The organism is Phytohabitans aurantiacus (assembly GCF_027923225.1).
Taxonomy (GTDB): domain Bacteria; phylum Actinomycetota; class Actinomycetes; order Mycobacteriales; family Micromonosporaceae; genus Phytohabitans; species Phytohabitans aurantiacus.
In genome coordinates this window covers 64,137-87,804 of the sequence record NZ_BSDI01000007.1, presented here as the reverse complement: position 1 = coordinate 87,804, position 23,668 = coordinate 64,137, and the positions used below count along the sequence as shown (strand labels likewise).

General features: G+C 71.6%; 21 protein-coding genes. 12 read left to right on the top strand and 9 right to left on the bottom strand.

Going from position 1 to position 23,668, the window contains the following annotated elements; all coding sequences use genetic code 11:
- The first annotated feature begins 16 nt into the window (after positions 1-16).
- The gene (locus QMG73_RS08100; protein WP_281893498.1) at positions 17-817 is read left to right on the top strand and encodes an MBL fold metallo-hydrolase; all 801 of its coding nucleotides are present in this window, start codon (positions 17-19) and stop codon (positions 815-817) included.
- Here the strand turns inward: QMG73_RS08100 and QMG73_RS08095 are convergent.
- The 3 genes from QMG73_RS08095 to QMG73_RS08085 are packed head-to-tail and all read right to left on the bottom strand — an operon-like array spanning position 740 to position 2,607.
- The gene (locus QMG73_RS08095; RefSeq protein ID WP_281893497.1) at positions 740-1,588 is read right to left on the bottom strand and encodes an alpha/beta fold hydrolase; all 849 of its coding nucleotides are present in this window, start codon (positions 1,586-1,588) and stop codon (positions 740-742) included. The genes QMG73_RS08100 and QMG73_RS08095 overlap by 78 nt on opposite strands.
- A gap of 7 nt (positions 1,589-1,595) precedes the next feature.
- Positions 1,596-2,021, bottom strand: coding sequence for an MmcQ/YjbR family DNA-binding protein (locus tag QMG73_RS08090; RefSeq protein WP_281893496.1), 426 nt, complete (start codon positions 2,019-2,021; stop codon positions 1,596-1,598).
- Between the two features lie 19 nt (positions 2,022-2,040).
- Positions 2,041-2,607: a TetR/AcrR family transcriptional regulator gene (locus QMG73_RS08085; protein ID WP_281893495.1), complete on the bottom strand. Its 567-nt coding sequence runs from the start codon at positions 2,605-2,607 to the stop codon at positions 2,041-2,043.
- 83 nt (positions 2,608-2,690) lie between these two features.
- On the opposite strand from QMG73_RS08085, the gene QMG73_RS08080 reads away from it, so the two are divergent.
- On the top strand, positions 2,691-3,101 hold the full coding sequence (locus QMG73_RS08080) for an organic hydroperoxide resistance protein (RefSeq protein ID WP_281893494.1): 411 nt from the start codon (positions 2,691-2,693) through the stop codon (positions 3,099-3,101).
- Between the two features lie 48 nt (positions 3,102-3,149).
- Positions 3,150-3,725 carry a mycothiol transferase gene (locus QMG73_RS08075; protein ID WP_281893493.1) on the top strand — a complete coding sequence of 192 codons (576 nt, stop codon included), beginning with the start codon at positions 3,150-3,152 and terminating at the stop codon, positions 3,723-3,725.
- Between the two features lie 7 nt (positions 3,726-3,732).
- On the opposite strand, the gene QMG73_RS08070 is transcribed toward QMG73_RS08075, so the two are convergent.
- Both QMG73_RS08070 and QMG73_RS08065 read right to left on the bottom strand, forming a co-directional pair.
- Positions 3,733-4,485, bottom strand: coding sequence for an AraC family transcriptional regulator (locus QMG73_RS08070; RefSeq protein WP_281893492.1), 753 nt, complete (start codon positions 4,483-4,485; stop codon positions 3,733-3,735).
- A gap of 35 nt (positions 4,486-4,520) precedes the next feature.
- Positions 4,521-4,823 carry a putative quinol monooxygenase gene (locus QMG73_RS08065; protein WP_281893491.1) on the bottom strand — a complete coding sequence of 101 codons (303 nt, stop codon included), beginning with the start codon at positions 4,821-4,823 and terminating at the stop codon, positions 4,521-4,523.
- A gap of 79 nt (positions 4,824-4,902) precedes the next feature.
- On the opposite strand from QMG73_RS08065, the gene QMG73_RS08060 reads away from it, so the two are divergent.
- Positions 4,903-5,661 (top strand): TIGR04222 domain-containing membrane protein, encoded by a 759-nt coding sequence (locus QMG73_RS08060; RefSeq protein WP_281893490.1) that lies wholly within the window; start codon positions 4,903-4,905, stop codon positions 5,659-5,661.
- Positions 5,662-5,664: 3 nt separating this feature from the next.
- On the opposite strand, the gene rox is transcribed toward QMG73_RS08060, so the two are convergent.
- Positions 5,665-7,092 carry a rifampin monooxygenase gene (gene rox, locus QMG73_RS08055; RefSeq protein WP_281893489.1) on the bottom strand — a complete coding sequence of 476 codons (1,428 nt, stop codon included), beginning with the start codon at positions 7,090-7,092 and terminating at the stop codon, positions 5,665-5,667.
- 1,276 nt (positions 7,093-8,368) lie between these two features.
- On the bottom strand, positions 8,369-9,118 hold the full coding sequence (locus tag QMG73_RS08050) for a hypothetical protein (protein WP_281893487.1): 750 nt from the start codon (positions 9,116-9,118) through the stop codon (positions 8,369-8,371).
- A gap of 175 nt (positions 9,119-9,293) precedes the next feature.
- Here QMG73_RS08050 and QMG73_RS08045 point away from each other — a divergent pair, with 175 nt between their 5' ends.
- Both QMG73_RS08045 and QMG73_RS08040 read left to right on the top strand, forming a co-directional pair.
- Positions 9,294-10,244 (top strand): ATP-binding cassette domain-containing protein, encoded by a 951-nt coding sequence (locus QMG73_RS08045; RefSeq protein WP_281893486.1) that lies wholly within the window; start codon positions 9,294-9,296, stop codon positions 10,242-10,244.
- Positions 10,241-11,026: an ABC transporter permease gene (locus QMG73_RS08040; RefSeq protein WP_281893485.1), complete on the top strand. Its 786-nt coding sequence runs from the start codon at positions 10,241-10,243 to the stop codon at positions 11,024-11,026. Before QMG73_RS08045 ends, QMG73_RS08040 begins: the two co-directional genes overlap by 4 nt.
- On the opposite strand, the gene QMG73_RS08035 is transcribed toward QMG73_RS08040, so the two are convergent.
- Positions 11,017-14,154 (bottom strand): ATP-binding protein, encoded by a 3,138-nt coding sequence (locus QMG73_RS08035; RefSeq protein WP_281893483.1) that lies wholly within the window; start codon positions 14,152-14,154, stop codon positions 11,017-11,019. The genes QMG73_RS08040 and QMG73_RS08035 overlap by 10 nt on opposite strands.
- A gap of 17 nt (positions 14,155-14,171) precedes the next feature.
- On the opposite strand from QMG73_RS08035, the gene sigJ reads away from it, so the two are divergent.
- From sigJ to QMG73_RS08010, 5 genes are all read left to right on the top strand, one after another.
- On the top strand, positions 14,172-15,023 hold the full coding sequence (gene sigJ / locus QMG73_RS08030) for an RNA polymerase sigma factor SigJ (protein WP_281893482.1): 852 nt from the start codon (positions 14,172-14,174) through the stop codon (positions 15,021-15,023).
- Positions 15,024-15,087: 64 nt separating this feature from the next.
- Positions 15,088-16,215 (top strand): NAD(P)/FAD-dependent oxidoreductase, encoded by a 1,128-nt coding sequence (locus QMG73_RS08025; RefSeq protein WP_281893481.1) that lies wholly within the window; start codon positions 15,088-15,090, stop codon positions 16,213-16,215.
- Between the two features lie 111 nt (positions 16,216-16,326).
- A complete protein-coding gene (locus tag QMG73_RS08020) occupies positions 16,327-16,650 on the top strand; it encodes a YciI family protein (RefSeq protein ID WP_281893479.1) in 324 nt (107 codons plus the stop codon).
- A 2-nt stretch (positions 16,651-16,652) separates the two neighbouring features.
- A complete protein-coding gene (locus QMG73_RS08015) occupies positions 16,653-17,876 on the top strand; it encodes an RNA polymerase sigma factor (protein WP_281894358.1) in 1,224 nt (407 codons plus the stop codon).
- 590 nt (positions 17,877-18,466) lie between these two features.
- A complete protein-coding gene (locus QMG73_RS08010; protein ID WP_281893477.1) occupies positions 18,467-19,672 on the top strand; it encodes a glycoside hydrolase family 3 N-terminal domain-containing protein in 1,206 nt (401 codons plus the stop codon).
- 9 nt (positions 19,673-19,681) lie between these two features.
- Here the strand turns inward: QMG73_RS08010 and QMG73_RS08005 are convergent, their stop codons facing one another.
- Positions 19,682-20,578, bottom strand: coding sequence for a M15 family metallopeptidase (locus tag QMG73_RS08005; protein WP_281893476.1), 897 nt, complete (start codon positions 20,576-20,578; stop codon positions 19,682-19,684).
- Positions 20,579-21,092: 514 nt separating this feature from the next.
- On the opposite strand from QMG73_RS08005, the gene QMG73_RS08000 reads away from it, so the two are divergent.
- Complete coding sequence (locus QMG73_RS08000) at positions 21,093-23,531, top strand: polyketide synthase dehydratase domain-containing protein (RefSeq protein ID WP_281893474.1); 2,439 nt, start codon at positions 21,093-21,095, stop codon at positions 23,529-23,531.
- Positions 23,532-23,668 lie beyond the last annotated feature (137 nt).

Genomic DNA, 23,668 nt, shown 5'->3' with positions numbered 1-23,668 from the left:
AGGCAGGTCGCGGAGGGTGTTGCTCGTCGACGCCGGAATAACGAGCGGCGAAATGATCTGCCTCGCCAACGACCTTCGTGAGTTGGATCAGCCCGTCGTGGCTGGCTTCTCGACACATCCCGACTGGGACCACGTGCTCTGGCACGCCGAACTCGGCGACGCGCCCCGTTACGGCACAGCCCGCTGCGCGGCCGATATGCGAGACCTGCGGTCGAACGCGGACTGGAAAGCCGGTGTCACCGAGGGGTTGCCGCCGGAGATCGCCGAGGAAGTGCCGCTGGACCTCTTCGGCCTCATCACCGATCTGCCCGCCGGAGCCGTGCGGATTCCCTGGGATGGCCCCACGGTCCGGGTCATCGAGCATCAGGCGCATTCCCAGGGCCATGCCGCGCTGTTGGTCGAGGAACCGGGGGTTCTCGTCGCCGGCGACATGCTTTCTGATGTGCTGGTTCCGATGCTCGATCTGAGCGCCGCCGATCCGATCGAGGACTACCTCGCCACACTGCGACTGTTCGAGGGGTTGGCGAGCGACGTCGATTTCTTCGTCCCGGGCCACGGATCCGCCGGCGGAGCCAAGCAGCTACGCGCGCAGATCGACCAGGACCGGGCGTACGTGCGGGCCCTGCGTGACGATGACGACGTCAGTGACCCGCGGTTCGGCCCAACGGCCAAGCCAGGCTGGGAGTGGGTAATCGACGTACACACCGGGCAGGCCCAGGGCCTGGCCGCAAGAAACCTGTCATCTGCCGGGCGTGGTTCCCGCCAGGAACGTGGCGACGGCTCGGCTGAAGGCGTCACGGGCCTCGACCCACGGTAGGTGTCCGGCGCCGGTGAGGGTTACGCGTTCGGCGTGGGGTAGGGCTTCGTGCAGGGAGTCGACCGCCCATTGAGGACGGATGTCTTCGGTGCCGTGAACGATGAGTACAGGTACATCGAGCGTCCGGCACCGCGCCGCGAGGTCGTTGGTGCGCAGTTCCTGCTTGACCTCGGCGTTGATGGCCCGGTTGCAGTCGTAGTTGATGCCGAGCCACGGTGTGGCCATGCGTGCGGCGTGGCTCAGCGCCTTGCTGTCGTCGGCGAAGTCGGCCGACCACTGCAGCGTCGCCCATTCGCGCTCCTCGGCCGGTGTGCGGTCGCGGTCGCCGAGCGCCTTCCAACGGTCCAGGTGGGTTCCGAGTCGCAGCCGCAGGTTCCGTTCGTAGTGCGGGTGCCAGGCGCGTTCGGGGTCGATGCCGGTGCCGGAGACGTAGATCAGGTGGCTGACGCGTTCGGGGTGTTCGATGGCGTACCGCAGCGCCAGGTGCGCGCCCCACGAGTGGCCCAGCAGCGCCGTTCGCGGCCCGGCCAACTGGTCGCGTACCGCGTCGAGGTCGGCGATGGATCGCGTTACCGAGTAGGGGCCGTCGCGCTGGGAGCGGCCGCAGCCGCGTTGGTCCCACCGGACGACCCGGGCCGTGGCGCGCAGGATGCCGGCGAGGTCGTCGAAGTAGTCCCACATGCCCGGCCCGCCGTGGCAGAGAACCAGTGGGTCGCCATCACCGGCGGTGGCTGTCCACAGGCGACAGTCGTCGTCCGCGCGTATCTCCATGTGCGACCTAGGCCGGCGGGTGTGCGGTCAGCCAGGCGGCCGCCCGGCGCGCTGAGGCGCGGGACAGCCAGGCGTCCTGGACCAGCTCGGCCAGCTCGGCTCGGGTCAGCTCGCCGATCCGGCTCGCCCGCAGCAGTACCGACGGGTGGCCGTCGAAGTGGGCGGTGGTGAAGAACGGCGACGTCTCGTCCTGTATCAGCGCCTGTTTGTCCGCTTCGGACTCCACCCAGAAGACGATCACGTCGTCATAGCGTTTCCCGGTGTCGGGGTCGACGGCGTCTGGCCGGGGGTTGCGGAAGAAGATGAACGACTTTCCGCCCACCTGGTAGATCGGGTTGTCGCCGGTGCCGTAGTCGACGGTGACGTGGGGCATGCGCATCGCCAGCTCGTGCACGTCCTGGACACGAGCGGGCCGGTCTCGACCGCGGGACACGTCTCAACCTAACCCGGGGTCAGCGCTGGAGTACGCGGTCGACCGCCTCGCCGATCGCGGGGCGGAGTGCCTTCGGGTCGTCGAGGTCGCTGCCCACCACGATGCCGTCGCGGATCATCATGAGGATCGTGGCGGTGCGGTCGGCGTCGGGGTGGCCACTGCCGGCCAGGAGGTCGTGGAAGAGGGTGTGTGACCAGCGGCGGTACTCGGCGATGGTCTGCCGCACCGGATGGGCCGGGTCCGGGTACTCGGCGGCCGCGTTGGTGAACGGGCAGCCACGAAACGCGGCGCTGGCGCCGTTGTCACCGAGGCCTTCGAAGATCTTCACGAGGGTGGCAATGGGGTCGCCGATGGCGGCCCGGAGCGCGTCGATGGCGCCGCGCTGGCGTGCGAACTCCGCTTCGAGGTAGGCGCGGACGAGCTCGTCTTTGGCCGGAAAGTGGTGGTAGAAGGTCGCTTTCGCGACGGCCGCCTCGGCGATGATGCGGTCGATGCCCACCGTGTGCACGCCTTCGGAATAGAACAACCGCGTGGCGGTGGCCAGGATGCGGTTACGGGCCGGACCTTGCGGGGTGGGCGTGCTCACGGGTTGACAGTACCAGACAGGTCTGTCTAGTCTCTCCTTTAACGACGGCAGACAGATCTGTCTGTCTGGTAGGGGAGGAAGATATGAGCATCTACACCGCGGTCGCTACCTCCACGGGTCGCGACGGCCGGGCCACCACGTCCGACGGCAAGCTGGACGTCAAGCTCGTACTGCAGAAGGAGCTGGGCGGCGACGGTGAGGGCACCAACCCCGAGCAGCTCTTCGCGGCGGGCTATGCGGCGTGCTTCACCTCAGCCCTGGGCCTGGTGGCACGGCGCCAACGGGTCGACGCCACGGGTGCGTCGGTCACCGCCGAGGTCAAGCTCGTGCCCAACGGGGCGGGCGGCTTCCAGCTCGACGTGACCTTGAGGGTGGCGCTGCCCGACGGGGTGTCGCCCGAGGTGGGCCGCACGCTCGTCGAGGCCACCCACCAGGTGTGTCCCTACTCCAACGCCACCCGCGGCAACATCCCGGTCAAGCTGGTCGTCGAGTAGGCAAGATCCGGACGCAGAATGTCCGCAATAGCTTCTACGGTGGCTCCCATGACCAACCCGGATTACTGGTGGGAGCCGCCGCTGGCCGGCACCGAGGCCGAGCACCTCGTGGGTGCGCTGGACCGCCTGCGTACGACATTTCGCTGGAAGGCCGACGGCCTCGACGCCGCCGGCCTGCGGGCCCGCCTCGGTCCTTCGGAGCTGACGCTTGGCGGCCTGCTCAAGCACCTCGCGCGAGCGGAGGAGCAGATGTTCGGCCCGAAGCTCAGCGGCGCGCCGCTGCCGGCGCCGTGGGACGCCGTCGACTGGGACACCGACGACACCGACTGGGATTTCCGCTCGGCGGCCGACGACACCCCCGAACAGCTCTACGCGCTCTGGGACAGCACGATCGAACGGTCCCGTGCCACGCTCGCCACGGCTCTGGCCGACGGCGGACTCGACCAGCTCGTCCACGTGCACACGCCGGACGGGCAGCACGCCAACCTGCGCCGGCTGGTCTGCGACCTGATCGAGGAGTACGGCCGGCACACCGGGCACGCCGACCTGCTCCGCGAGGCCGTCGACGGCTTGGTCGGCGAAGACCCACCCGCCGGCTGGCAGCCCAAGTCCAACCGTTCGTGACGGCGTATCAGGGACGGAAGCTGGCCCGGTACTGGGTGGGCGTGCGGCCGGTCAGCTCCCGAAACGCGGCGTTGAAGGCGGACAGCGAGGTGTAGCCGACCAGGAACGCGATGCTGGTGACCGGGGTGTCTCCCGCCGCGAGATGCTCGATCGCACGCAGCACCCGCATCCGGCGCAGGACCGCTCGCCACGTCATGCCGGTCTCATCCTCGAAACGGCGTGCCAGCGACCGCGGTACCAGACCGACTTCGGCCGCCACCTCCTCGAATCGCACATCGGCGCCGAGCCGCTCCTCGGTCAGGCGAAGGGCCCGGCGCAGCTCCGGCGATCGCCCCGCCGGCACGACGACCGGGCTCGGCTGTTCGGCGAGCCGCCAGGCCACCGCGGCCAGCGCGGCGAACAGCGTCTCGGCGTACGCCGGGAGAGGGTCGTCGCTGACGCCCCACGCGCCGCACTCCCGCACCAGCTCCCGTGCCAGCGTGTCGAGGTCGAACACCGACAGCGGCGCCGGCGGTACCGGTGCGAAGCCGACGTCGAACAGGACCGACGCGGTCGTCACCGGCTGCGGGATGCTCACCCTGATCGGCCGGCCCGCCTCGATCAGGGCCGCCCGCGCCGGCGGCAGCAACCACGCCTCGCCCTCCGCCTCAAGGCGGAGGGCACCGGCGGAGGCGCACAGGAGATAGTGGCGATCCACGCGGAGATCCCGCGCGGGCTCCGCCGGAAAGGTGCGGACGAAGCTGTACGCCTTGCGTGTCACCGGCCAATCCTAGGATTGGCCTGCCGGGGCGCCGCTCACGCGACGGTTTCCAGCAGTGCGGCACTGAAGCGCCGGCTCACCGGTGCTCCGGTCATCATCGGCCGGAGCGCGGCACCCGAGCGTGCGAACGCCTCCGAGCCCAGGTAGCCGGCGAACGCGGTCTCGTTTTCCCACTCGTGCACCACGGCGACCCCGGTCTGGTCGTCGCGCGAGGCGTAGACCCGGAAGGCGATGTTGCCCGGCATGGCGCGAACCTCTGCGCTCTCGCCGTCGAGCTGGGCGAGGGCGGTCGGCCGGTCGGTGGCGGTGGTGTGGAAGTCGAGGATGGCGATAAACATGGGAGAACCTCCTGGATCGATCGGATACACCGATCCTCGGTCGACACCCGCCCGGCGTGCCTCCGTCAGCATGACGCGTATGCGCTCCCAGCGGACACGCGGCAGCTCGCGGCTCCCTCGTGGTTGGGGTCATAATCTCGGCCATGACGCCGGCGATCGCGCTCGCCGCGATGGCGCTGCCCGTGGGTGCCGCCATCCTTGGTCGGCGCTGGCTGCGCTCGGGCCGGCGGTCGCCGCCCTGCGCCGGGCCGCCCTGATCGACGCCGACGCGGACGGCACGCTCACCGCCACCGGCCCGCGGCCCACCGATCGCCCCGCCCTGGAAGTCGCCATCCACCGGGCGGCTGAGCAGCGCTGGCGGTACCCGGTCTCCCTGCACGACGCGGTCTCGCCGCTGCTCGACCCGCTGGCCCACCGCGTGCGCCGGGCGGGTTGGATCGTGGCCACGCCCGGCGCGGTCTCGGCCGGCGAGCGAGGGTGCCTGGCGGCGCTGGCCCTGCTGCTGGCGATCGTGTGGTGGGGCGTCGCCCTCACGCTGACGACGCTGGTGTGGTCATACGATCCACAGTCGACGGTGGCGATCGTCCTCACCATCGGCACCCTGATCCCCGCGTTCGCGATCTTCGCCGCGGTCTGCGAGATCCCGCGGCAGACCACCGCCGGCGAACGCTTGTTGCACCAGGCCCGCGCGCGCCACCACCATCTCGCGCCCGGCTGTCCAATCACGACACCCGACGAGGCCGCGATCAGCGTCGCGCTGTGGGGAACGCCCGCGCTGTGGGCCCAGGACTCCGGATTCGCCGAGCGGTACCGGGTGCCGCGCCACCGCGACTCGTGAAGCTCAGCCGGCGGCGGCGCCGAACCAGCGGGGCAGGTGGTCGAGCAGGTCGTGCTGGTCGTCGCCGACCCAGGCCACGTGGCCGTCCGGCCGCAGCAGCACGGCGGGCGCGTCGAGGTCGTCGCTGACGTCGGCCACGTGGTCGACCCGATCCGCCCAGCCCGCCACCGAGAGCCGGCCGGTCTGGTCGAGCAGCAGGCCGCGGCCGGCGTGCGTCAGCTCGTAGAGGCGTCCCCGCTTCAACCCGATGTCCCGCAGCCGGCGGCCGAGCAGCCTGTGCCCCTCGCCGAAGTCGTAGCGAACCCCGATCGCGGTGACCTTCTCGATCAGGTACCGGTTGACCTCTTCGAAGTCCATCAGTTCGGTCAGCAGCTTGCGCACCGCCTGCGGACCCGGCTCGGTGGACAGCAACTCGGACTGCGCGCGCGTGTTGTTCAGCACGTCCGCGGCCACCGGGCGGCGCTCGGCCTCGTAGCTTTCGAGCAGCCCGTCCGCCGCCCAGCCGTTGACGGCGGCGGCGAGCTTCCAGCCGAGGTTGAACGCGTCCTGGATGCCGAGGTTGAGCCCCTGCCCGCCCAACGGCGGGTGGACGTGCGCCGCGTCGCCGGCCAGCAGCACCCGGCCGACCTGGAAGTGCTCGGCCAGCCGCGTGGCGTCGCCGAAGCGGGACAGGAAGCGCGGTGAGTGCGCGCCGAAGTCGGTGTCGGCGATCGCCCGCATCCGCTGCGTAAACTCTTCGAGGGTCGGCGGGACCATGCGGTCTTCGCTCACCGTTTCGGCGCGCATGACGATGCGGTACACGCCCGGCTCGTGGGGTGCGGGGCCGAAACGTAGGGCGGGGCTGCCCAGCTCGATCGCCGCGGCGCTCATCGTCTCCGGTGACGCGGTGACCTCCAGCTCACCCAGCAACCACTCGACGCTGGCGGATTCGCCGGGAAAGTCGACCCCGAGCAGCTTGCGAACGGTACTGCGGCCGCCGTCGCAGCCGACGAGATAGCGGCCGCGCAACCGCGTGCCGTCGGCCAGCTCGGCGGTCACCCCGTCGCCGTCCTGGGTCAGCCCGACCACCTCGCTGCCGCGCCGCACCTCGGCACCGAGCTCGATGGCGCGCTCGGCCAGTAGGCGGTCGATGACGGTCTGCGGCATGCCGAGAATGTACGAGTGTGCGGTGTCCATCCGGTCGGGCCACGGCTTGGCGATGCCGGCGAAGTAGCCACCGAGGGCATACTGCTTGCCGTGTGTGAGGAACCGGTCCAGCACGCCGCGCTGGTCCAGTACCTCGATGCTGCGCACGTGCAGGCCGAGCGCGCGAACCTGCTTGGTCGGCTCCATCTCCTTCTCCAGCACCAGCACCCGCACACCGTGCAGCCGCAGCTCGCTGGCCAGCATCATGCCGGTCGGTCCGCCGCCAGCAATGATCACGTCAAACATGAATCCCCCATTGATGCGCCGATTTGGCTTAGGCCGGAATTCTGCTGCACGACCCGGGTCTTGCCGCAAGGCCCCGGGTGCGCTATACGTTAAAGAGGGCAGGGAGTTGGTCTCCCTGCTTTTTGCTGTCCGGTGTGGCCACCCACAAGTGGGTGAAAGAGGGGCAACCCAGCCCGCGCCCGTCCCTCCCTGGCGCCGCCGCCCGCCAGTGACGGCGCGTCGCCACGCCCGGCGCGCCGATCAAGGGCGAATGCGCGCGGTTGGATCGCTTTTCCGCGCCGCGTCCGCCGCCAGGCCAGCCCGTGACGGCGTGTCGCCACGCCCGGCGCGCCGATCAAGGGCAAACGCGCGCGGTTGGATCGCTTTTCCGCGCCGCGTCCGCTCCCAGGCCGGCCCGTGACGGCGTGTCGCCACGCCCGGCGCGCCGATCAAGGGCGAATGCACGCGGTTGGATCTCTTTTCCGCGTGCATTTGCCCTTGATCCATGCGAATGCCCTTGATCGGCGATGGTCTGCCGGACGTTGGGGGGCGTGCCGCCGGATTCGATCAGATCAGGATCGGGATTTGGGCTACCGCGACGTGCGCCGTGGGCCATGCCGTCGCTCCCGCGGCCTTGCCCTCCGTCGATTCACGACCAAGCCGCGCTCGCGGTTGCCCGATCTCGGCGGCCGCAGGCCGAGGGTGGGGGTGGGCTGGTGGGGACGCGCGGGGTGAGGCCGCGGGAGCCACGGCCGCTACCACGACGCACGTCGCGGTAGCTCTGGGTCTTGATCGCTGTTCTCCCAGCGTGAGCGAGCGTGTCACGGTAACGGTCGTGCGTCGCCGGCGCCGGTCCGTGCTCGCCGATCAAGGCCATCTGCATGGATCAAGGCCAAATGCACGCGAAAAGAGATCAAAGCGCGTGCGTTCGCCCTTGATCGGCGAGACGGGCGTGGCGACACGCCGTGTCGGGCTGGTCTGGGGGCGGACGCGCGCGGAGAAGAGATCGAACCACGTGCGTTCGCCCTTGATCGACGCGCGGGGCGCAGCGGGCGGTGCGGCAGGCGCGGGACGCAGCGCGCGGGGCCGGTGGTCGCGGGGCGCGCGGAGCCGGCGGTCGCGGGGCGCGCGGAGCCGGCGGGGCGGGGCTGGCGGGCGTGGCGCGCGCGGGGCGCAGCGGGCGGGGCGGCAGGCGCGGGACGCAACGCGCGGGGCGACAGGGGCGGGACGCGGCGCGCGGGACGGGGCGGGCGCGGGCGCGGGGCGGTGCGCGCGGGTGGGGTGCGGCGCGTGGGGGTTAGGCGATTGTGCGGATGGCTGGGGATGCGGGGGAGATCTGTTCGCCGGTGCCGTCGTAGGTGGCTATGGGGTCGCCGTTGGGGGAGGGCATCCAGAGGGTGATTTCGCGGGCGCGGTTGAGGGCGCCGCGTCCTTCGATGGTCACGGTGGCGGTGCGGTACTTGAGGCGTCCGGTGCCTTGGCCGAGGCCGTACCAGCGTTGGTTGGTGACGCGGAGGGTGACGTCTGGGTTGTCCCAGGGTTGGGTGGCGATCAGTAGTGCGCCGCGTTGCCGGACGCGGGCGGCCAGCCGGCGGTGTTCTGGGCCGGTGAGTGGTGAGGGTGGGCGGACGGCGACGACGTCGAAGCCGTCGACGAGGGCGGCGACGACGGTGGGCCAGTGGGCGCCGGGGTGGGGTACGAGGGCGAAGCGTTTGAGGTCGATGCCGTGTTCGGCGGCGGCGAGGCAGCCGAGGTCGGGCATGCCGACGGCGGCGGTCCAGGAGCGGGTGTCGGCGATGGCGGCGGCGATGACGGCGAGCATCAACGAGCCGGAGTTGAGGATCTCGACGCTGGAGCCGCGGCGGAACACGCCGCCAGGCAGGAGCTCTGCCAATGGGGGCGGGGCGGGATAGCCCCGGTCGGCGCCGGGGCGTGCGGTGACGGCGCCGGCGGGTGTGACGCCGGTGGGCAGGTCGGTCAGCCGCGGCCGGGCCGTGGTGGTGGGGTCGCCGGGCGGTGGCACGTGCTCGGCGGGGCCGGTGGTCATCAGGCTCCTCTGATCGCGGTGGTGCGCGCGCCAGGAGAAGACTGGCGTACAGGTGTTCGAACTGTAGGCCGATTTCATCGGTGTTCGCAAGACCTACACGCCTTTGACCTGGGAGAACATGGCGTGTAGCCGCCGCGTTGCCACCGTGAAACCGGCACGGGGGACCGTTCCGGGCATGACAGCGAACATCACCCAGCCGGCGATCGCGGTTCGCGGGCTGCGCAAGAAGTACGGGGAGAAGGTCGTGCTCGACGGCATCGACCTGTCCGTGGCCCAAGGCAAGATCTTCTCGTTGCTCGGCCCGAACGGTGCCGGCAAGACCACGGTCGTGCGGATCCTGTCGACGCTGATCCGCGCCGACGGCGGCGACATGCGGGTGGCCGGGCACGACCCGGTACGGGAGCCGAACGCGGTACGGGCGGCCATCGGGGTGACCGGGCAGTTCTCGGCGGTGGACAAGCTGCTGACCGGCGAGGAGAACCTGCTGCTGATGGCGGACCTGCATCACCTGGACCGGCGGGAGGGGCGCCGGCGGGCGGCGGAACTGCTGGAGCGGTTCGACCTGGTGGAGGCGGGCGGCAAGGCGGCCTCCACGTACTCCGGCGGCATGCAGCGCCGGCTGGACCTGGCGATGACGCTGGTGGGCTCACCGCAGGTGATCTTCCTGGACGAGCCGACCACCGGCCTGGACCCGCGCAGCCGCCGCGACCTGTGGCAGATCATCCGGGAACTCGTGGCCGGCGGGGTGACGATCTTCCTGACCACCCAGTACCTGGACGAGGCGGACCACCTCGCCGACCGGATCGCGCTGCTGGACCAGGGCCAGCTGGTGGCCGAGGGCACGCCGGAGGAGCTCAAGCGGCAGATCCCCGGCGGGCACGTCAACCTGCGCTTCACCGACCCGGCCGAGCTCGACCTGGCGGCCCGGACGCTCGGCGTGGCGGGCCGCGACGACGAGGCGCTCGTGCTGCAGGTACCGCACGACGGCGGCGTCCACTCACTGCGCGCCCTACTCGCCCGGCTGGACGACGCCTCGATCGAGGTCGAGGAGCTGACCGTGCACACCCCTGACCTGGACGACGTGTTCCTCACGCTGACGGAGAAGAAGAAGGAGGCCGTGCGATGAGCACGATGTCATACGCGCTGCGGGACTCGACCACGATGGTTCGCCGCCGGATCAAGCACATGCGGCGGTACCCGTCGCTGACCATCCAACTGGTCGGCCTGCCGGTGGTGTTCCTGCTGCTGTTCGTCTACGTCTTCGGCGGCACGCTGGGCGACGGGCTGGGCGCCGGATCGGGCGGCCGCAGCGAGTACGTCGCCTACGTGACCCCGGGCATCATCCTGATGGCGGTGGCCATGGTGGCGATGGGCACCGCGGTTTCGGTCGCGATGGACATGATGGAAGGCGTCGTGGCCCGGTTCAAGACCATGGCCATCGCCCGGGTATCGGTACTGACCGGCCACGTCGTCGCCGCGATGCTGCAGACCTTCTTCGCGGTGGCGGTGGTTCTCGCGGTCGCGTTCGCCATCGGGTTCCGGTCCGACGCGAACGTGGTGGAGTGGTTCGCGGCGGCCGGTGTCCTGGCGATGCTCGCCTTCGCCCTCACCTGGCTGACCGTGGCGATGGGCCTGGTCGCCAAGACCATCGACAGCGCCAGCAACATGCCGCAGCCGCTGGTGTTCCTGCCGCTGCTGGGCAGCGGGTTCGTCCCCACCGACTCGATGCCGGCCGGCCTGCGCTGGTTCGCCGACTACCAGCCGTTCACCCCCGTCATCGAGACCCTGCGCGGGCTGCTGCTGGGTACCGGGATCGGCGCCAACGGGTTCGGCGCCGTCGCCTGGTCGGCCGGTATCGCGCTGGTCGGCTACCTGTGGGCGCGCAAGCTCTACAACCGTCAGGACTGAGTGCGATCCCGCAGGGCGGCCAGCGCGGCCTCGGGCAGCTCCTCGTTACTCAGGGCGGCGTACGTGGACATGGCTTCCACGTACGCCGCCTTGTCGGCGTCTTCGGCGGCCCGGCGGATCACTTCGTGCGCCATGCTGGACCGGTAGCCGCGGAAGAAGTAGAACCGTTCGGCCAGCGCGGTCAGCCGCGCGCCGGAGGTGGCCGCGCCCCGTTTCAGGTCCACTGTGGCCAGTGCGAGCAGCAGCGCGCCGGCCACCGGCAACCCCAGCAGGTACGTGCGGGCGACGGCGAGCGTGGCCAGCAGCGGGGGCAGCCGGGCCGGTAGCGCGTCGGCGAGCGGTGCGACGAGGGCGAGCCGGTCGTGGTGGACGTGGGCCATCACGGTCGCCGCTTCGACCTCCAGGGCCCAGCCCTCGATGCCCGGTACGTCGCCACGGTCCACCGCCTCGCGTACCAGTCCGGCCACCCGCCGCCACATCCGCAGGCCCGCGTCGACCTGACCACGGGCGAGCAGGATCTCCGCGCGCACGGCGTTGTCGAAGGAGCGCACCTCTACCGCGTCCTCGGGCTGGTCGGGCCCCAACAGGGCCAGCAGCCGCTCGGCCTTGTCGACGTCGCCGACCTGCAGGTTGGCCAGTACCAGGCCGAGCCGGACGCCCAGCGCCTCGCCGCGGATGCCGACCTCGTCCAGCATCCGCGTCGCGATCTCGAGGTGGGGTAGCGCCGCGGCCGCCCGCCCGGCCTGACCGTGCAGGTCGGCGACCCGGGCATGGGAGACCAGCAGCGCCCACGGTGCGGAACCGGCCTCATAGCCCGCGAGCGCGCGCTCGGCGGCGGACAGGGCGCGGTCGAGCTGGCCCTGGTACTCCCAGAAGGAGGCGGCGGCCGCGTTGGCGCTCGCCGCCAGGAGAGGCTCGCCGGCCTCGCACAGCTCGTGCAGCCCCGCGCCACCGTCGGCCAGCAGCTCCGGCAACGCCGCCAGCACGGCCGCGGTGGCCCGGAGCAGGGTGTCCGGCGGTGCGGGCGGGAGCCGGCGCAGCGTGACCAGCGACCGCATCGCCCGCGGCCGCTCGGCGCTGAACATGAACCCCGTGCACAGCGCGGCGGCCGCACGGGTGACCTCCACGAGGTCCGGGCCGGGCCGGTAGTGCGACAGGACCCAGCTGGACTCGCGGGCCAGCGCCAGCATCCGGGCGTAGTCCGACTTGACCACCCAGAGGCTGGCCAGGACAGCCGTCGTCGACGCCACCGTGGCGCCGTCGGCCCGGGCGATGGCTTGGCGCAGGGCCTGCGACAGGTTGTCCTGATCGGCCCTGATCCGCGCCAACGTGGGACCGGGGGCCGGTCCGAACACCGCCTCGTAGTGCGCCAGCCCGAAGTCCCGCGCCCAGCCCAGGAACCCGTCGGCGACCCGGTCGTCCTCGCCAGCCACCGCCCGCTGCGCCGCGCTGAACTCCCGCACCGTCTCCAGCATCGAGAACCGCACGCCGAAAGCGGTGTCGACGACCTTGAGTAGCGACTGGTCGACCAGGTCCTCCAGCGCCCGCAGGACGTCGCCGCCGCGCAGGCGCCGGGCGGCGTCGACCGTGAACCCGCCGGGAAAGACCGACAGCGCGCGCATCGCCGCCTGGCCGGCCGGATCGAGCAGGTTCCAGCTCCAGCCGACGACCGCGTCCAGGGTCTGGTGCCGCGAGGGCGCGTCGCGCGGACCGCCGCGCAGCAGGCCGAACCGGTCGCTCAGGTGGCCGGCTATCTCGGCCACCGTCATCACCCGCACGCGCGCCGCCGCCAGCTCCACCGCCAGCGGCAGCCCGTCGAGGTGGCCGCACACCTCGGCGACCGCGTCGGGGGGTAGCTCGACACCGGGGCGGGCGGCCCTGGCACGCTGGGTGAACAGCTCGGCCATGGTCGGCAGGCTCAGCTCCGGCAACGCGTACACCGACTCCGACGACAGGCCCAACGGCGTGCGGCTGGTGGTCAGCACGCGCAGCTGCGGCAACGCCGACACCAGCGCCTGTACCAGCTGCGCGGCGCCGCGGATCACGTGCTCGCAGTTGTCCAGTACCAGCAGGGCCGGACCGGCGCCCAGCGCGGCCGCGATGCGGCCGACCACGTCCGGCGCGGCGGTCGGCGCGGACGGCGGCGGCTCGATGGCGCCGACAGCGGTGGACACCTGCCGGGCGACGTCTTCGTCGGCGGTGACGGCGGCCAGCGGCACCACGTGGACGACCCGCTGCTCGGCGTCCCGGCTGACGGCGTTGGCCAGCCGGGTCTTGCCCAGGCCACCCGGTCCGACGATCGACGTGACCCGGGACCGGCGCACCGTGGCGGCCACGGCGGCCAGGTCCTCGGCGCGGCCCAGCAGCGGGTTCGGCTCGGACGCGACACCCTGCCGTACCACCGGCGCGTCGCCCTGCAACAGCCGCTGGTACGCGTCTCGCAACGCCGTGCCGGGGTCGGTGCCGAGCTCGTCGCGGAGCGAGCGGCGGTAGGTGTCGTAGCGGGCCAGCGCCGCCGAGGGCCCGGCCGTGGCCGCCTCGCAGCGCAGCAGCTCCAGCAGGACCTCCTCGTCGCGGGGCAGCTCGTCGGCGAGCGCGGCGAGGGGTTCGACCGCTTCGCCGTGCCGGCCCAGCCGGGCAAGGGCCAGCGCCCGGGTGCGGCGCAGCGACCGGTACGCCGTCACCCGCTCGGCCCGCAGCGCCTGTACCGGGTCGTCGACCGCGGCACCGTCGGGCGGCGCGCCGTCCCACAGCGCCAGGCCGGCCTCGCCGTGCGCCAGCGCCGCCTCGTGGTCGCCGGCCCGCAACTGCCGGGTACCCGCCGCGGCGCGCAGCAGCACGGAGCTGCTGTCGATCTGGTCCTCCTCGAGGGCCAGCCGGTATCCCGTGGCGGTACTGGCGATCAGCCCCGATCCGAGCTGCGCCCGCGTTCGCGACACCAGTACCTGCAGCGCCTTGGTCGGGTTCGCGGGCTGCTCGTCCGGCCACAGCCCGTCGACCAGCCGGGTGGTGCTGCAGCCGGTACGCAGATCGCCGGCCAGCAGCGCGAGCAGCCCACGCATCCGCTGCCCGGCGACCTCCTGCCCCCGGTACGACACCCCGTCGAGCAGGATCAGATCAACACTCACCCCCTTAGAATTCCACGGTGGCGCTGGCGGAGGCGGACTGGCAGGCTCATCGGCCGGCTGTTTTCGGGGCGGCGTACCGGATCCTCGGCACCGTGACCGAGGCCGAAGACGTCACGCAGGACGTCTGGTTGAGCGCCGCCACCGCCGACCTGTCGCGGGTGCGGGATCTGCGGGCGTGGCTGGTGACCGTGGCCGCCCGCACCTCCTACAACGTGCTGAAGTCGGCGCGGGTCCGCCGTGAGTCCTATGTGGGCCCGTGGCTGCCCGAGCCGCTGCTGACCGGGCCCGACGCCGCCGCCCAGGTGGTCATGGACGAGTCGGTGAGCACCGCGATGCTGGTGGTCATGGAGGCGCTCAGCCCCGCCGAACGCGTCGCGCTGGTGCTGCACGACGTGTTCGACTTCCCATTCGACCGGATCGCCGAGGTGCTCGGCGGCACGCCCGGCGCCGCCCGCAAGCTCGCCTCCCGGGCGCGGGCGCGGGTCGCCGCGGTGGAGGAGCGGCCGCGGGCCTCCCGGTCCGAGACTGAGCGGGTACTCAGGGCGTTCAAGGCGGCCGCCGACACGGGCGACATGGACCGGCTGGTCGCCCTGCTGGACCCCGACGCCGTCTACGTCGCCGACGGCGGCGGCAAGGTGACCGCCGCGCGCCGGCCGGTCCACGGCGCCGAGCCGATCGCGATGCTGGCGGTGCGGCAGGTCGAGATCAGGCGCCCGGACGCGTTCCGGATCGTCGAGGTGAACGGGCGCCCGGCCCTGGCGACCTACCACGGCGGCGTGCTGGTCTGGCTCGACACCGTCGAGATCGTCGACGGGCGGATCACGGAGTTCAGGCGACTGGCCAATCCCGAGAAGCTCGGTCACATCTGAGCCCGCCATCTTGACTCCCTGCGGACCCTCCGATTTCCGGAGGCGATGCGGAGAGGACGGCAGGATGGCACACGTAGTGATCATCGGAGGTGGGTTCGCCGGCGCCTGGGGCGCGGCGGGCGCGGCGCTCGCGCGGGGAGACGCAAACCTGCGCGTCACGCTCATCGCGCCAAACGAGCATCTGGTACTGCGACCGCGCCTGTACGAGCCGGAGCCGGACCTGGCCACGGTGGAACTGCGCCGGATACTCGAACCGATCGGTGTGGAGCACCTGCGGGCGACGGTGAGCACCATCGACACCGGCAACCGCGTGGTGGTGGCCGGTGGCGAGCAGGTCCGCTACGACCGCCTGGTACTGGCGGCGGGCAGCAAACTCGTCGCGCCCCAGGGCCTGCCCGGCGCCGAACGCCTCTTCGACATCGACACCCTCGACGGGGCTCGCCGGCTCACCGAGCACCTGCGTGGCCGCGAGGGGTACTCCGCCGTGGTCGTCGGCGCCGGGTTCGTCGGCCTGGAGGCCGCGACCGCCCTGGCAGCCCGGGGCCGGGTGCTGCTGGTGGACCGCTCGGAGGTGGTCGGGCACCAGCTCGGCCCGGGGCCCCGCGAGCACATCGAGGCGGCACTGGACACGCTGGGCGTCGAACGCCGCCTGGGTACGACGGTGACGCGGGTCGGCGACGGGTACGCGGTGCTCGGCGACGGCACCACGGTCGAGGCGGACGCGGTGGTCTGGTCGGTGGGGATGCGGGCCAGCGAGCTCACCCGGCAGGTCTCCGGCAGGCTCGACCTTCTCGGCCGGGTGCCGGTGGACCGGTGGCTGCGCGCCCTGCCCGAGGTGTTCGTCGCCGGGGACACCGCCGCGGCGGCGTTCGACGCCGAGCACACCGTCATGCAGGCGTGCCAGCACGCCACGCCGCTGGGCAAGGTCGCCGGGTACAACGCGGCGGCCGACCTGCTCGGCGTACCGCTGCGCGAGTTCACCCCCGGCCCGTACGTGACCTGCCTCGACCTCGGCGGCGCCGGCGCGATCTTCACTCGGGGCTGGGACCGCCGGGTGATGGCCTCGGGCGTCGACGGAGCGGCCGTCAAGAAGCGGATCAACCAGCACATCCACCCGCCGGTCGACGACGCCGCGAAGATCCTCGCCGCGGCCGATCGCGTCTACATCGACCTGCCCTTCTTCCCCCGATGACGGATTCCTCGAAAAAAATCCGGGCACCGGTGTCGGATCGGGGTTGAGCCGTTCGTAGCAGGGGTGAGAGGGCCACCCCTAACGGCATCACGGCTAGGAGATGATCGTCCGATGCAGTACATGGTTTCCGTGGTCGACGACAAGACCAACTCGGCCACCCCGGACGAGATGACCGCCATCAACGCGTTCAACGACCGGGTCAAGGCCGAGGGCCACTGGGTCTTCGCGGGCGGGCTCAACTCGCCCGCCACGGCCACCGTCATCGACAACCGCGGCGGGGACGCGCTGTTCACCGACGGGCCCTTCGTGGAGACGAAGGAGTACCTCGCCGGCTTCTGGGTCTTCGAGGCTCCCGACCTGGACGTGGCGCTCAAGCTCGCCGCCGAGGGGTCGAAAGCCTGCAACCGGAGGGTCGAGGTGCGGCCGTTCCTGTGAACGTGGCCGACGTCCAGGAGGCGATCACCCAGGCTCACCGTGAGGAGTGGGCGCGGGTGGTCGCCACCATGGCCAAGCGCTTCGGTGACCTCGACATCGCCGAGGAGGCGGCCGCCGAGGCGTTCGCGACCGCGGTGGAGCGGTGGCCGGCCGACGGCGTACCGCCCAACCCCGGCGCCTGGCTGACCACCACCGCGGGCCGCAAGGCCATCGACCGGATCCGGCGCGAGAGCAGGCGTGACGACAAGCAGAAGGAGGCTCAGATGCTGTACGACGACGACCCTCCCGAGCCTCTCGGCGCCATCGACGACGAGCGGCTCCGGCTGGTCTTCACCTGCTGCCACCCGGCGCTGGCCATGGAGAGCCGCGTGGCGTTGACGCTGCGCATGGTCGGTGGCCTGACCGTGGCCGAGATCGCCCGAGCCTTCCTGGTGCAGGAGAGCGCCATGGGGCAGCGGATCACCCGCGCGAAAGCCAAAATCAAGGGAGCTCGCATCCCGTACCGGGTGCCGTCCGCGGAGGATCTTCCGGCGCGCGTCTCCGGTGTGCTCGCCGTCCTGTTCCTCGTCTTCAACGAGGGCTACCTGGCGACCGGCTCCGACACCGATCCGGTACGGCACGACCTGACCGCCGAGGCGATCCGGCTTACCCGCCTCATCCGTGCCCTGATACCGCGAGACGGTGAAGTGGCCGGGCTGCTGGCGTTGATGCTGCTCATCGAGGCCCGCCGCGCCGCCCGGGTATCGCCCAGCGGCGAACTGATCACCCTCGACGAGCAGGACCGTGCTGCCTGGGACGCGACGCTGGTCGCCGAGGGGCACCGGCTGGTCCGCGAGCGTCTCGCCGCGGGGGAGGCCCCGGGGCGCTACCAGATCCTCGCGGCGATCAACGCCGTGCACACGTCCGCCCGCGACGCCCGCGACACCGACTGGTCGCAGGTCGTCGCCCTGTACGACCAGCTCGTCCGCCTCGACCCCTCGCCGATCGTCGCCCTCAACCGGGCCGTCGCGGTCGCCGAGCTCGACGGTCCGGAGGTGGCACTGGCCGCCGTCGACCGGCTCGCGGACAAGCTGGCGGATTACCACGCGTACCACGCCACCCGAGCCGACCTGCTGCGCCGGCTGGGTCGCGGCGAGCAGTCGCGCGCGGCGTACGACCGGGCCATCGAGCTGGCCGGCAACACCGCCGAGATCGCCTCCCTGACCCGCCGCCGCGACCACCTCTAGCCCCGCCCCTCCGCTTGTGCCCCTCGCCGCCGCTCGGCCCGTCTGCTCGTCGATCAAGGGCGAATGCACGTGGTTCGATCTCTTTTCCGCGTGTATTCGGCCTTGATCGGTGCGAATGTCCTTGATCGGCGGGTGTCCGCGATCGGTGGGCGTCGTGAGACGAAAGAGGTCCGCGGGTGTGAGGCGGCGCGCCGTCGTGGCTGGGGCTGGCCGCCGGGTTTGAGGGGTTGGCGGCGGTGTGTCGCCGCGCCCTGCGCTCTGCGCGCCGATCAAGGGCAACTGCATGGATCAAGGGCGAATGCACGCGGTTTAGCGATCCAACCACGTGCATTTGCCCTTGATCGGCGTGCCGACCCGGGGTGCCGCACGTTGCGGCACCTTGGCGTCCGTTGTCCGGACGCCGGGCGTTTTCTGTGTGGAAGCAGAGCAAGGCTGCGCAGCACCACCCCACCTGGGGGCGGCCGGTGGGTTGTGGGTGCGCGGAGGGTGAGGCCGCGGGAGCAGCGGTCTCGCCCGCGGCGGACGTCGCGGCAGCCCAATGTCTGGTCTAGGTCCGGTATGGCGCGGACGCTGCGGGTAGCGTGGGGGCGGTGACGGGGCGTGAGGTCACGCGCCGCGGGCTGCTGGCGGGCATCGGGTCGGCCGTGGTGGCTGCCGGGGTGGGCGCGTGTGGCGACGGCGGCGGCACGACCCCACCGGTGGCGCCCAGCGCTACGAGTGCGCCGGCCGGGCCCGCGAGCACGCCGGCCGCGTCGCCCAGCCTTGATAATGCGGCGTTGCGTAAGAAGATCGCCAGGATGCTGATCGTGGGCTTCCGTGGCGACCAGGTCAGATCCGGCGACTGGATCATGCGGGCGATCAGTGAGCAGGGCCTGGGTGGTGTCATCCTGTTCGACCGTGACCAGCAGTCCGGCGGCAGGCGCAATATCAACTCTCCGCAGCAGGTCACCGCCTTGATCAGGACGCTGCGGGAGGCGGCGCCCGCCAAGCTGATCGTGGCCATCGACCAGGAGGGCGGCAAGATCGCCAGGCTCGGGCCGTCGAACGGATTTCCGGCCACCCGGTCGCAGGCCGAGATCGGCGCGCGTGACTCGGCGGCGGTCACCCGTGGCTGGGCGGAGGGCATGGCGCGGAGCCTCGCGGGGATCGGGGTCAACCTCAACTTCGCACCCGTCGTCGACCTGGCGGTCAATCCGAAGAACCCGGCGGTCGCGCTGCTGGACAGGGCGTTCTCCGCCGATCCGGACGTCGTGGTCGCGTGCGCGACCGAGACCATCGCCGCGTACCGCAGGGCCGGCATCAAGACGTCGATCAAGCACTTTCCCGGGCTGGGCAGCGCCACCGGCAACACCGACTTCGAAGCGGTCGACGTGACGAACACGTGGACGCGCACCGAGATCGAGCCGTTCCGGAAGCTGATCAACACCGGCAGCGTGGACACGGTCATGGTCACCCACTTCCTCAACAAGAAGCTCGACCGGAACCGGCCGGTGTCGCTGTCGCGCGCGGTGGTCACCGGCATGCTGCGCGGCGAGCTGGGCTGGGACGGCGTCGTCGTCACCGACGACATGCAGGCGGTCGCCGTTACCAGCCGCTACGACCGGGACGAGGCCCTCCAGTACGCGCTGCAGGCGGGCGTGGACCAGTTGGTCTACTGCAACCAGGCGGTCTACGACACGGCGATCGTCGAGCGGATCGTCGACAAGGTCGTGTCGATGGTCAAGGCCGGCCAGATCACCGCCGCCCAGATCGACCGGTCGGTGGCCCGCATCGACGCCCTGTGGCCGCCCCGGTAGCGGCGTAGTTCAGCCGCCGGTGGCGGAGAAGTGCATGTAGTCCTTGAGCGATCCGTAGTCGCCGCCCCAGCCCCAGCCGATCGCGGCGAAGGCCTTCACGGCCGGACCGCCGGGCCGCACCATCCCGGGCCGAGCATCGCCCCGGTCGAGGTAGGCGGTGGCCAGCTCCGGCAGCACTACCCGGCCCTTCTGGTACGGGTTCTGGAACGGGTTGAGGTCCACGGCCAGCCCGTAGGCGTGCTGGGACCAGGCCGCCTGTCCGCGTACCGGCCGGCAGGCGAACGACTCGGTGGTGTTGCCGTCGCCCGTCGACGCCGCGTTCAGCTTGGCGGCGCTGGTGATCCGCATCCGCTCGATCGGGAAGCCGGCGGCGAAGAGCTTCCTGAACACGGTGACGAGCTGGTCGGCGGCCCGCGCGTTGACGAGCAGTTCGCCGGTGTGGGCGCGCCCGTCGAAGCCGCGGAAGCCGACCGTGACGTACCGCAGGCTCGTCGCGGCCACCGGGCACTTCCTGGTCCAGCTGGACCGGGCGAGCACGCTGGCCGGTACCGCTGTCACGGTCGCGTGGAAGCGGCCGTCGGCCGGCGGCGGAAGGTCGTCGACGGTGATGATCGACCGGTTGCGCAGCTCGGGTGGCGTGTCCTGGGCGGCGACGACCCCGTCGGGCCCCACCGGCAGGGGGCGCGTTCCCAGCCACGGTGGCGCGGCGGTGGCGTTTCCGATGCGGGTGACCGCCGGGCTCGGGGACGCGTCGGTCGCCGCCGGCGCGCTCGGTGGGGCCGCCGGCGCGGTCGGCGGTGCGCTGGCCGCCGGACCCGCGGGCCCGCCGGAGCAGCCGCCCAGGGGGTATCCGAGGCACGCGATCACAATCAGTTGGCCCGCCAGCCGGGCGGCACCACGCAGCACCGTTTCGACGGTACACGGGACGGATGGGCCGTCGCGAGCGGCCCCAGGAGCGGCGCGCCGCCTCCGCGCAGTCGTCCATTTTGGACAGATCACCGACGCTGGCGCCGCCGCACGCGGCCGCCGGCACGACCGACCATTGTGGACTCGCGGACATCTTCCCGGGTAGGTGACCTTCGTGCGGTTCGGAAGCCTCGATCGATGTTGCCCAACGGCTGTTTCATATCAGCTTCATTTCCGCATCGCGCAATGCTGTGCCTTGTTGAGACGTGGACTTCACGGCGGCTCCGGGTTAGCGTGGCCGCGGGGGCGATGTCATGGCAGACGTCAATATCTGGCCGCTATCGGGCCCACGGCCCGCGGACTACCCGTTCGTTTCTCGATGGTTCGACCACGGACGATATCGCCAGCACTACCTCGACGAGGGTGACGGACCGCCGGTGCTGATGCTGCACGGCAATCCGAGCTGGAGCTACGGCTGGCGGCGCGTGATAGGCGGGCTGCGTGACGAGTACCGGTGCGTCGTGCCCGACCACGTCGGGACCTGTGCACAGTGGACGGCGTACCCGTCCTGCACGCTCGGGGTGCGGCGCTGCGGCTGGTGGCGGACTGGCCGCTGGAGCACTGGCGGCAGCTCGGACCGCCGCGCGTGCAGGCCACCGGCGAGGTGGTCCCGCTGGCGCTGCTCGGCGGCCTGGCGGAACACCGGGACGAGCCACCGGGCACGGTCGTGCACGGGTACCGGCAGTTGCTCGCTTCCGCCTGGGGCCGGCCGTCCGAAGTGGTCGGCGACGCTTCCGTCGACGCCAGCCCGCGCGTGTGCCGGCTGCCCGGCCCGCCGTACCTGATGGTCAGCCGGATCGTCGCGGTCGACGGTGCGCCCGGCGAGCTGGGCGTCGGCACCCGGGCCGTAGCCGAGTACGACGTACCGGAGCAGGTGTGGTTCTTCGAGCAGAACGACTGCCCCACGATGCCGATGGCGGTGCTGATGGAGGTGGTACTGCAGCCGTGCGGCTGGCTGGCGGCCTACGTTGGCAGCATCCGGGACGCCGACGCCGACCTGCGCTTCCGGAACCTGGACGGCGCCGGCACGGTACTCGGCGAGGTGCGGCCCGGCACCCGGTGCCTGCGCAGCGAGGTCGAGCTGCTCAGCGTCGCGCGGCAAGGTGACGTCGTCGTGGAGCGGTTCGGCATCCGCTGCCTGGCCGATGGGGTGCCCGTCTTCGAGCTCACCGCGGTGTTCGGGTTCTTCCCGCAGGAGGCGTTCGACAACCAGGTCGGCATGCCGCCGTCCACAGAGGAGCTGGACCGGTACCGGCTCGACGGCGGCGAGGTGGTCCCGCTGCCGGATGCTGGCGTGCGTCTGGCCGGGCCGATGCTGCTGATGCTGGACCGGGTCACCGGGTACCGGCCCGACGGCGGCCGGGCCGGGCTCGGGCTGCTGCGGGCTGAGAAGGACGTCGACGCGGGGGAGTGGTTCTTCAAGTGCCACTTCTTCCAGGACCCGGTCTGGCCGGGGTCCCTGGGGATCGAGGCCATGTGCCAGCTGCTGCGGTACTACCTGGTGCGGCGGGGCGCGCTGGTTGGCCTGCGACGGCCCCGGTTCGAGCCGGTGATGCCGGGCCGCGAGCTGACCTGGCGGTACCGGGGACAGGTCGTGCCCGGCGACGGCCTGGTGACGGTGGAGATGGAGATCCTGGAGTACGCCGAGGACGCGCGCGGCCGGTACGCGGTCGCCGACGCCTGGCTGTGGGTCGACGGGCGGCGCATCTACCACGCCACGGGGCTCGGTGTGCGCGTCGTCCCCGACGATCCGAGCCTCCACGTCGACCGGGTGCTGGACCCGGCACGGGACACCTGGGTGAACGACCACTGCCCATCGTGGACGGTGCCGACGCTGCCGATGATGTCGATTGTGGACGCGCTGGCCTCGGCGGCGGCATCGTACTCCGGGCAGGACGTGCTCGGCGTGTACGACGTGCGGCTGCGGCGCTGGCTGCCGGTGGAGGAGCCGGTTCGGTTACGTGTGGAGCTGGACGGACCGCGGGTGCGCCTGCTGACCGCGCCGGAAAGCTCCGTCGATCCAGCCTTCGATGTGGTGGCGACGGGGACGGTACAGCTGGGCACGCCAGGTGCGCGCCCCGCGCCGTTCGCGCCGCTGGCGGGGGCCGCGCCGGCTCCGATCCCGTACGAGACCGGTGCGATATTCCACGGGCCGGCCTTCCAGTACCTGACATCGGTGTGGATCGGCCCGACCGGCTGTACCGGCGTGCTCGACGCCGGCCGCGGACGGGTACCACGAGGGCAGTTGAACCAAGGATTGCTGGACGCGGCGCTGCACGCGATCCCGCACCATGACCTGTCCCGTTGGGCGCCGGAGGTGACCAGCGGGTGGGTCGGAGTCCCGCACCGGCTGCGCGGTCTGGAGCTTTTCGAGTCGTTGCCGGATGCGGGCACGGTGGTCGCCGAGGCGCGGTTCGCCGGGTTCGACAAAGACAACCCGCTGCTGGTGGAGATCGACATTCAGCTGCAGATGGACGGCCGGGTGCTCGCGGCGATGCGGATGGTCGAGATCCTGCTGCCGCTGTACGGCTACGGGGCGGCATCCCACGCCGACCGCCGAACCTTCCTGCGCGATCTGATCTATGTGGACGGATGCGGGCTGTCCCGTACCGTCGACGGGTCCACTGTGCTCACCGTCGACGAGGTGGACGCCACCGACCGGTTCCCCAACCGGGTCGCGCCGGTCTACGTCCTGCCGGCGGGATCGCGGGGCAGCGACCACGTGCCGGTCATCGCGGCCAAGGACCATGTGGCCCGGCTGCTGAGGGTGCACCCGAGCGCCGTCGAGGTGGGCGCCAGCCTGGACAGCGCCGAGGTCGCCGGAGACCCTCGGCGCCGCCTGACCATCCACGTCGAGCAGGACGGCCACCAGGTCAGGGTCCGTTCGTACTAACGGCCTCGACTCCGGTCGACCGCACCGGTCTGTCCAGAGGAAGCACTGGGCAGGGTGAACCGCGTACTCGAACCCGAACGCTGAGATTTACAGAGCTTTCGAGCTACCGCGACGTCCGTCGCGCGCAAGACCGTAGC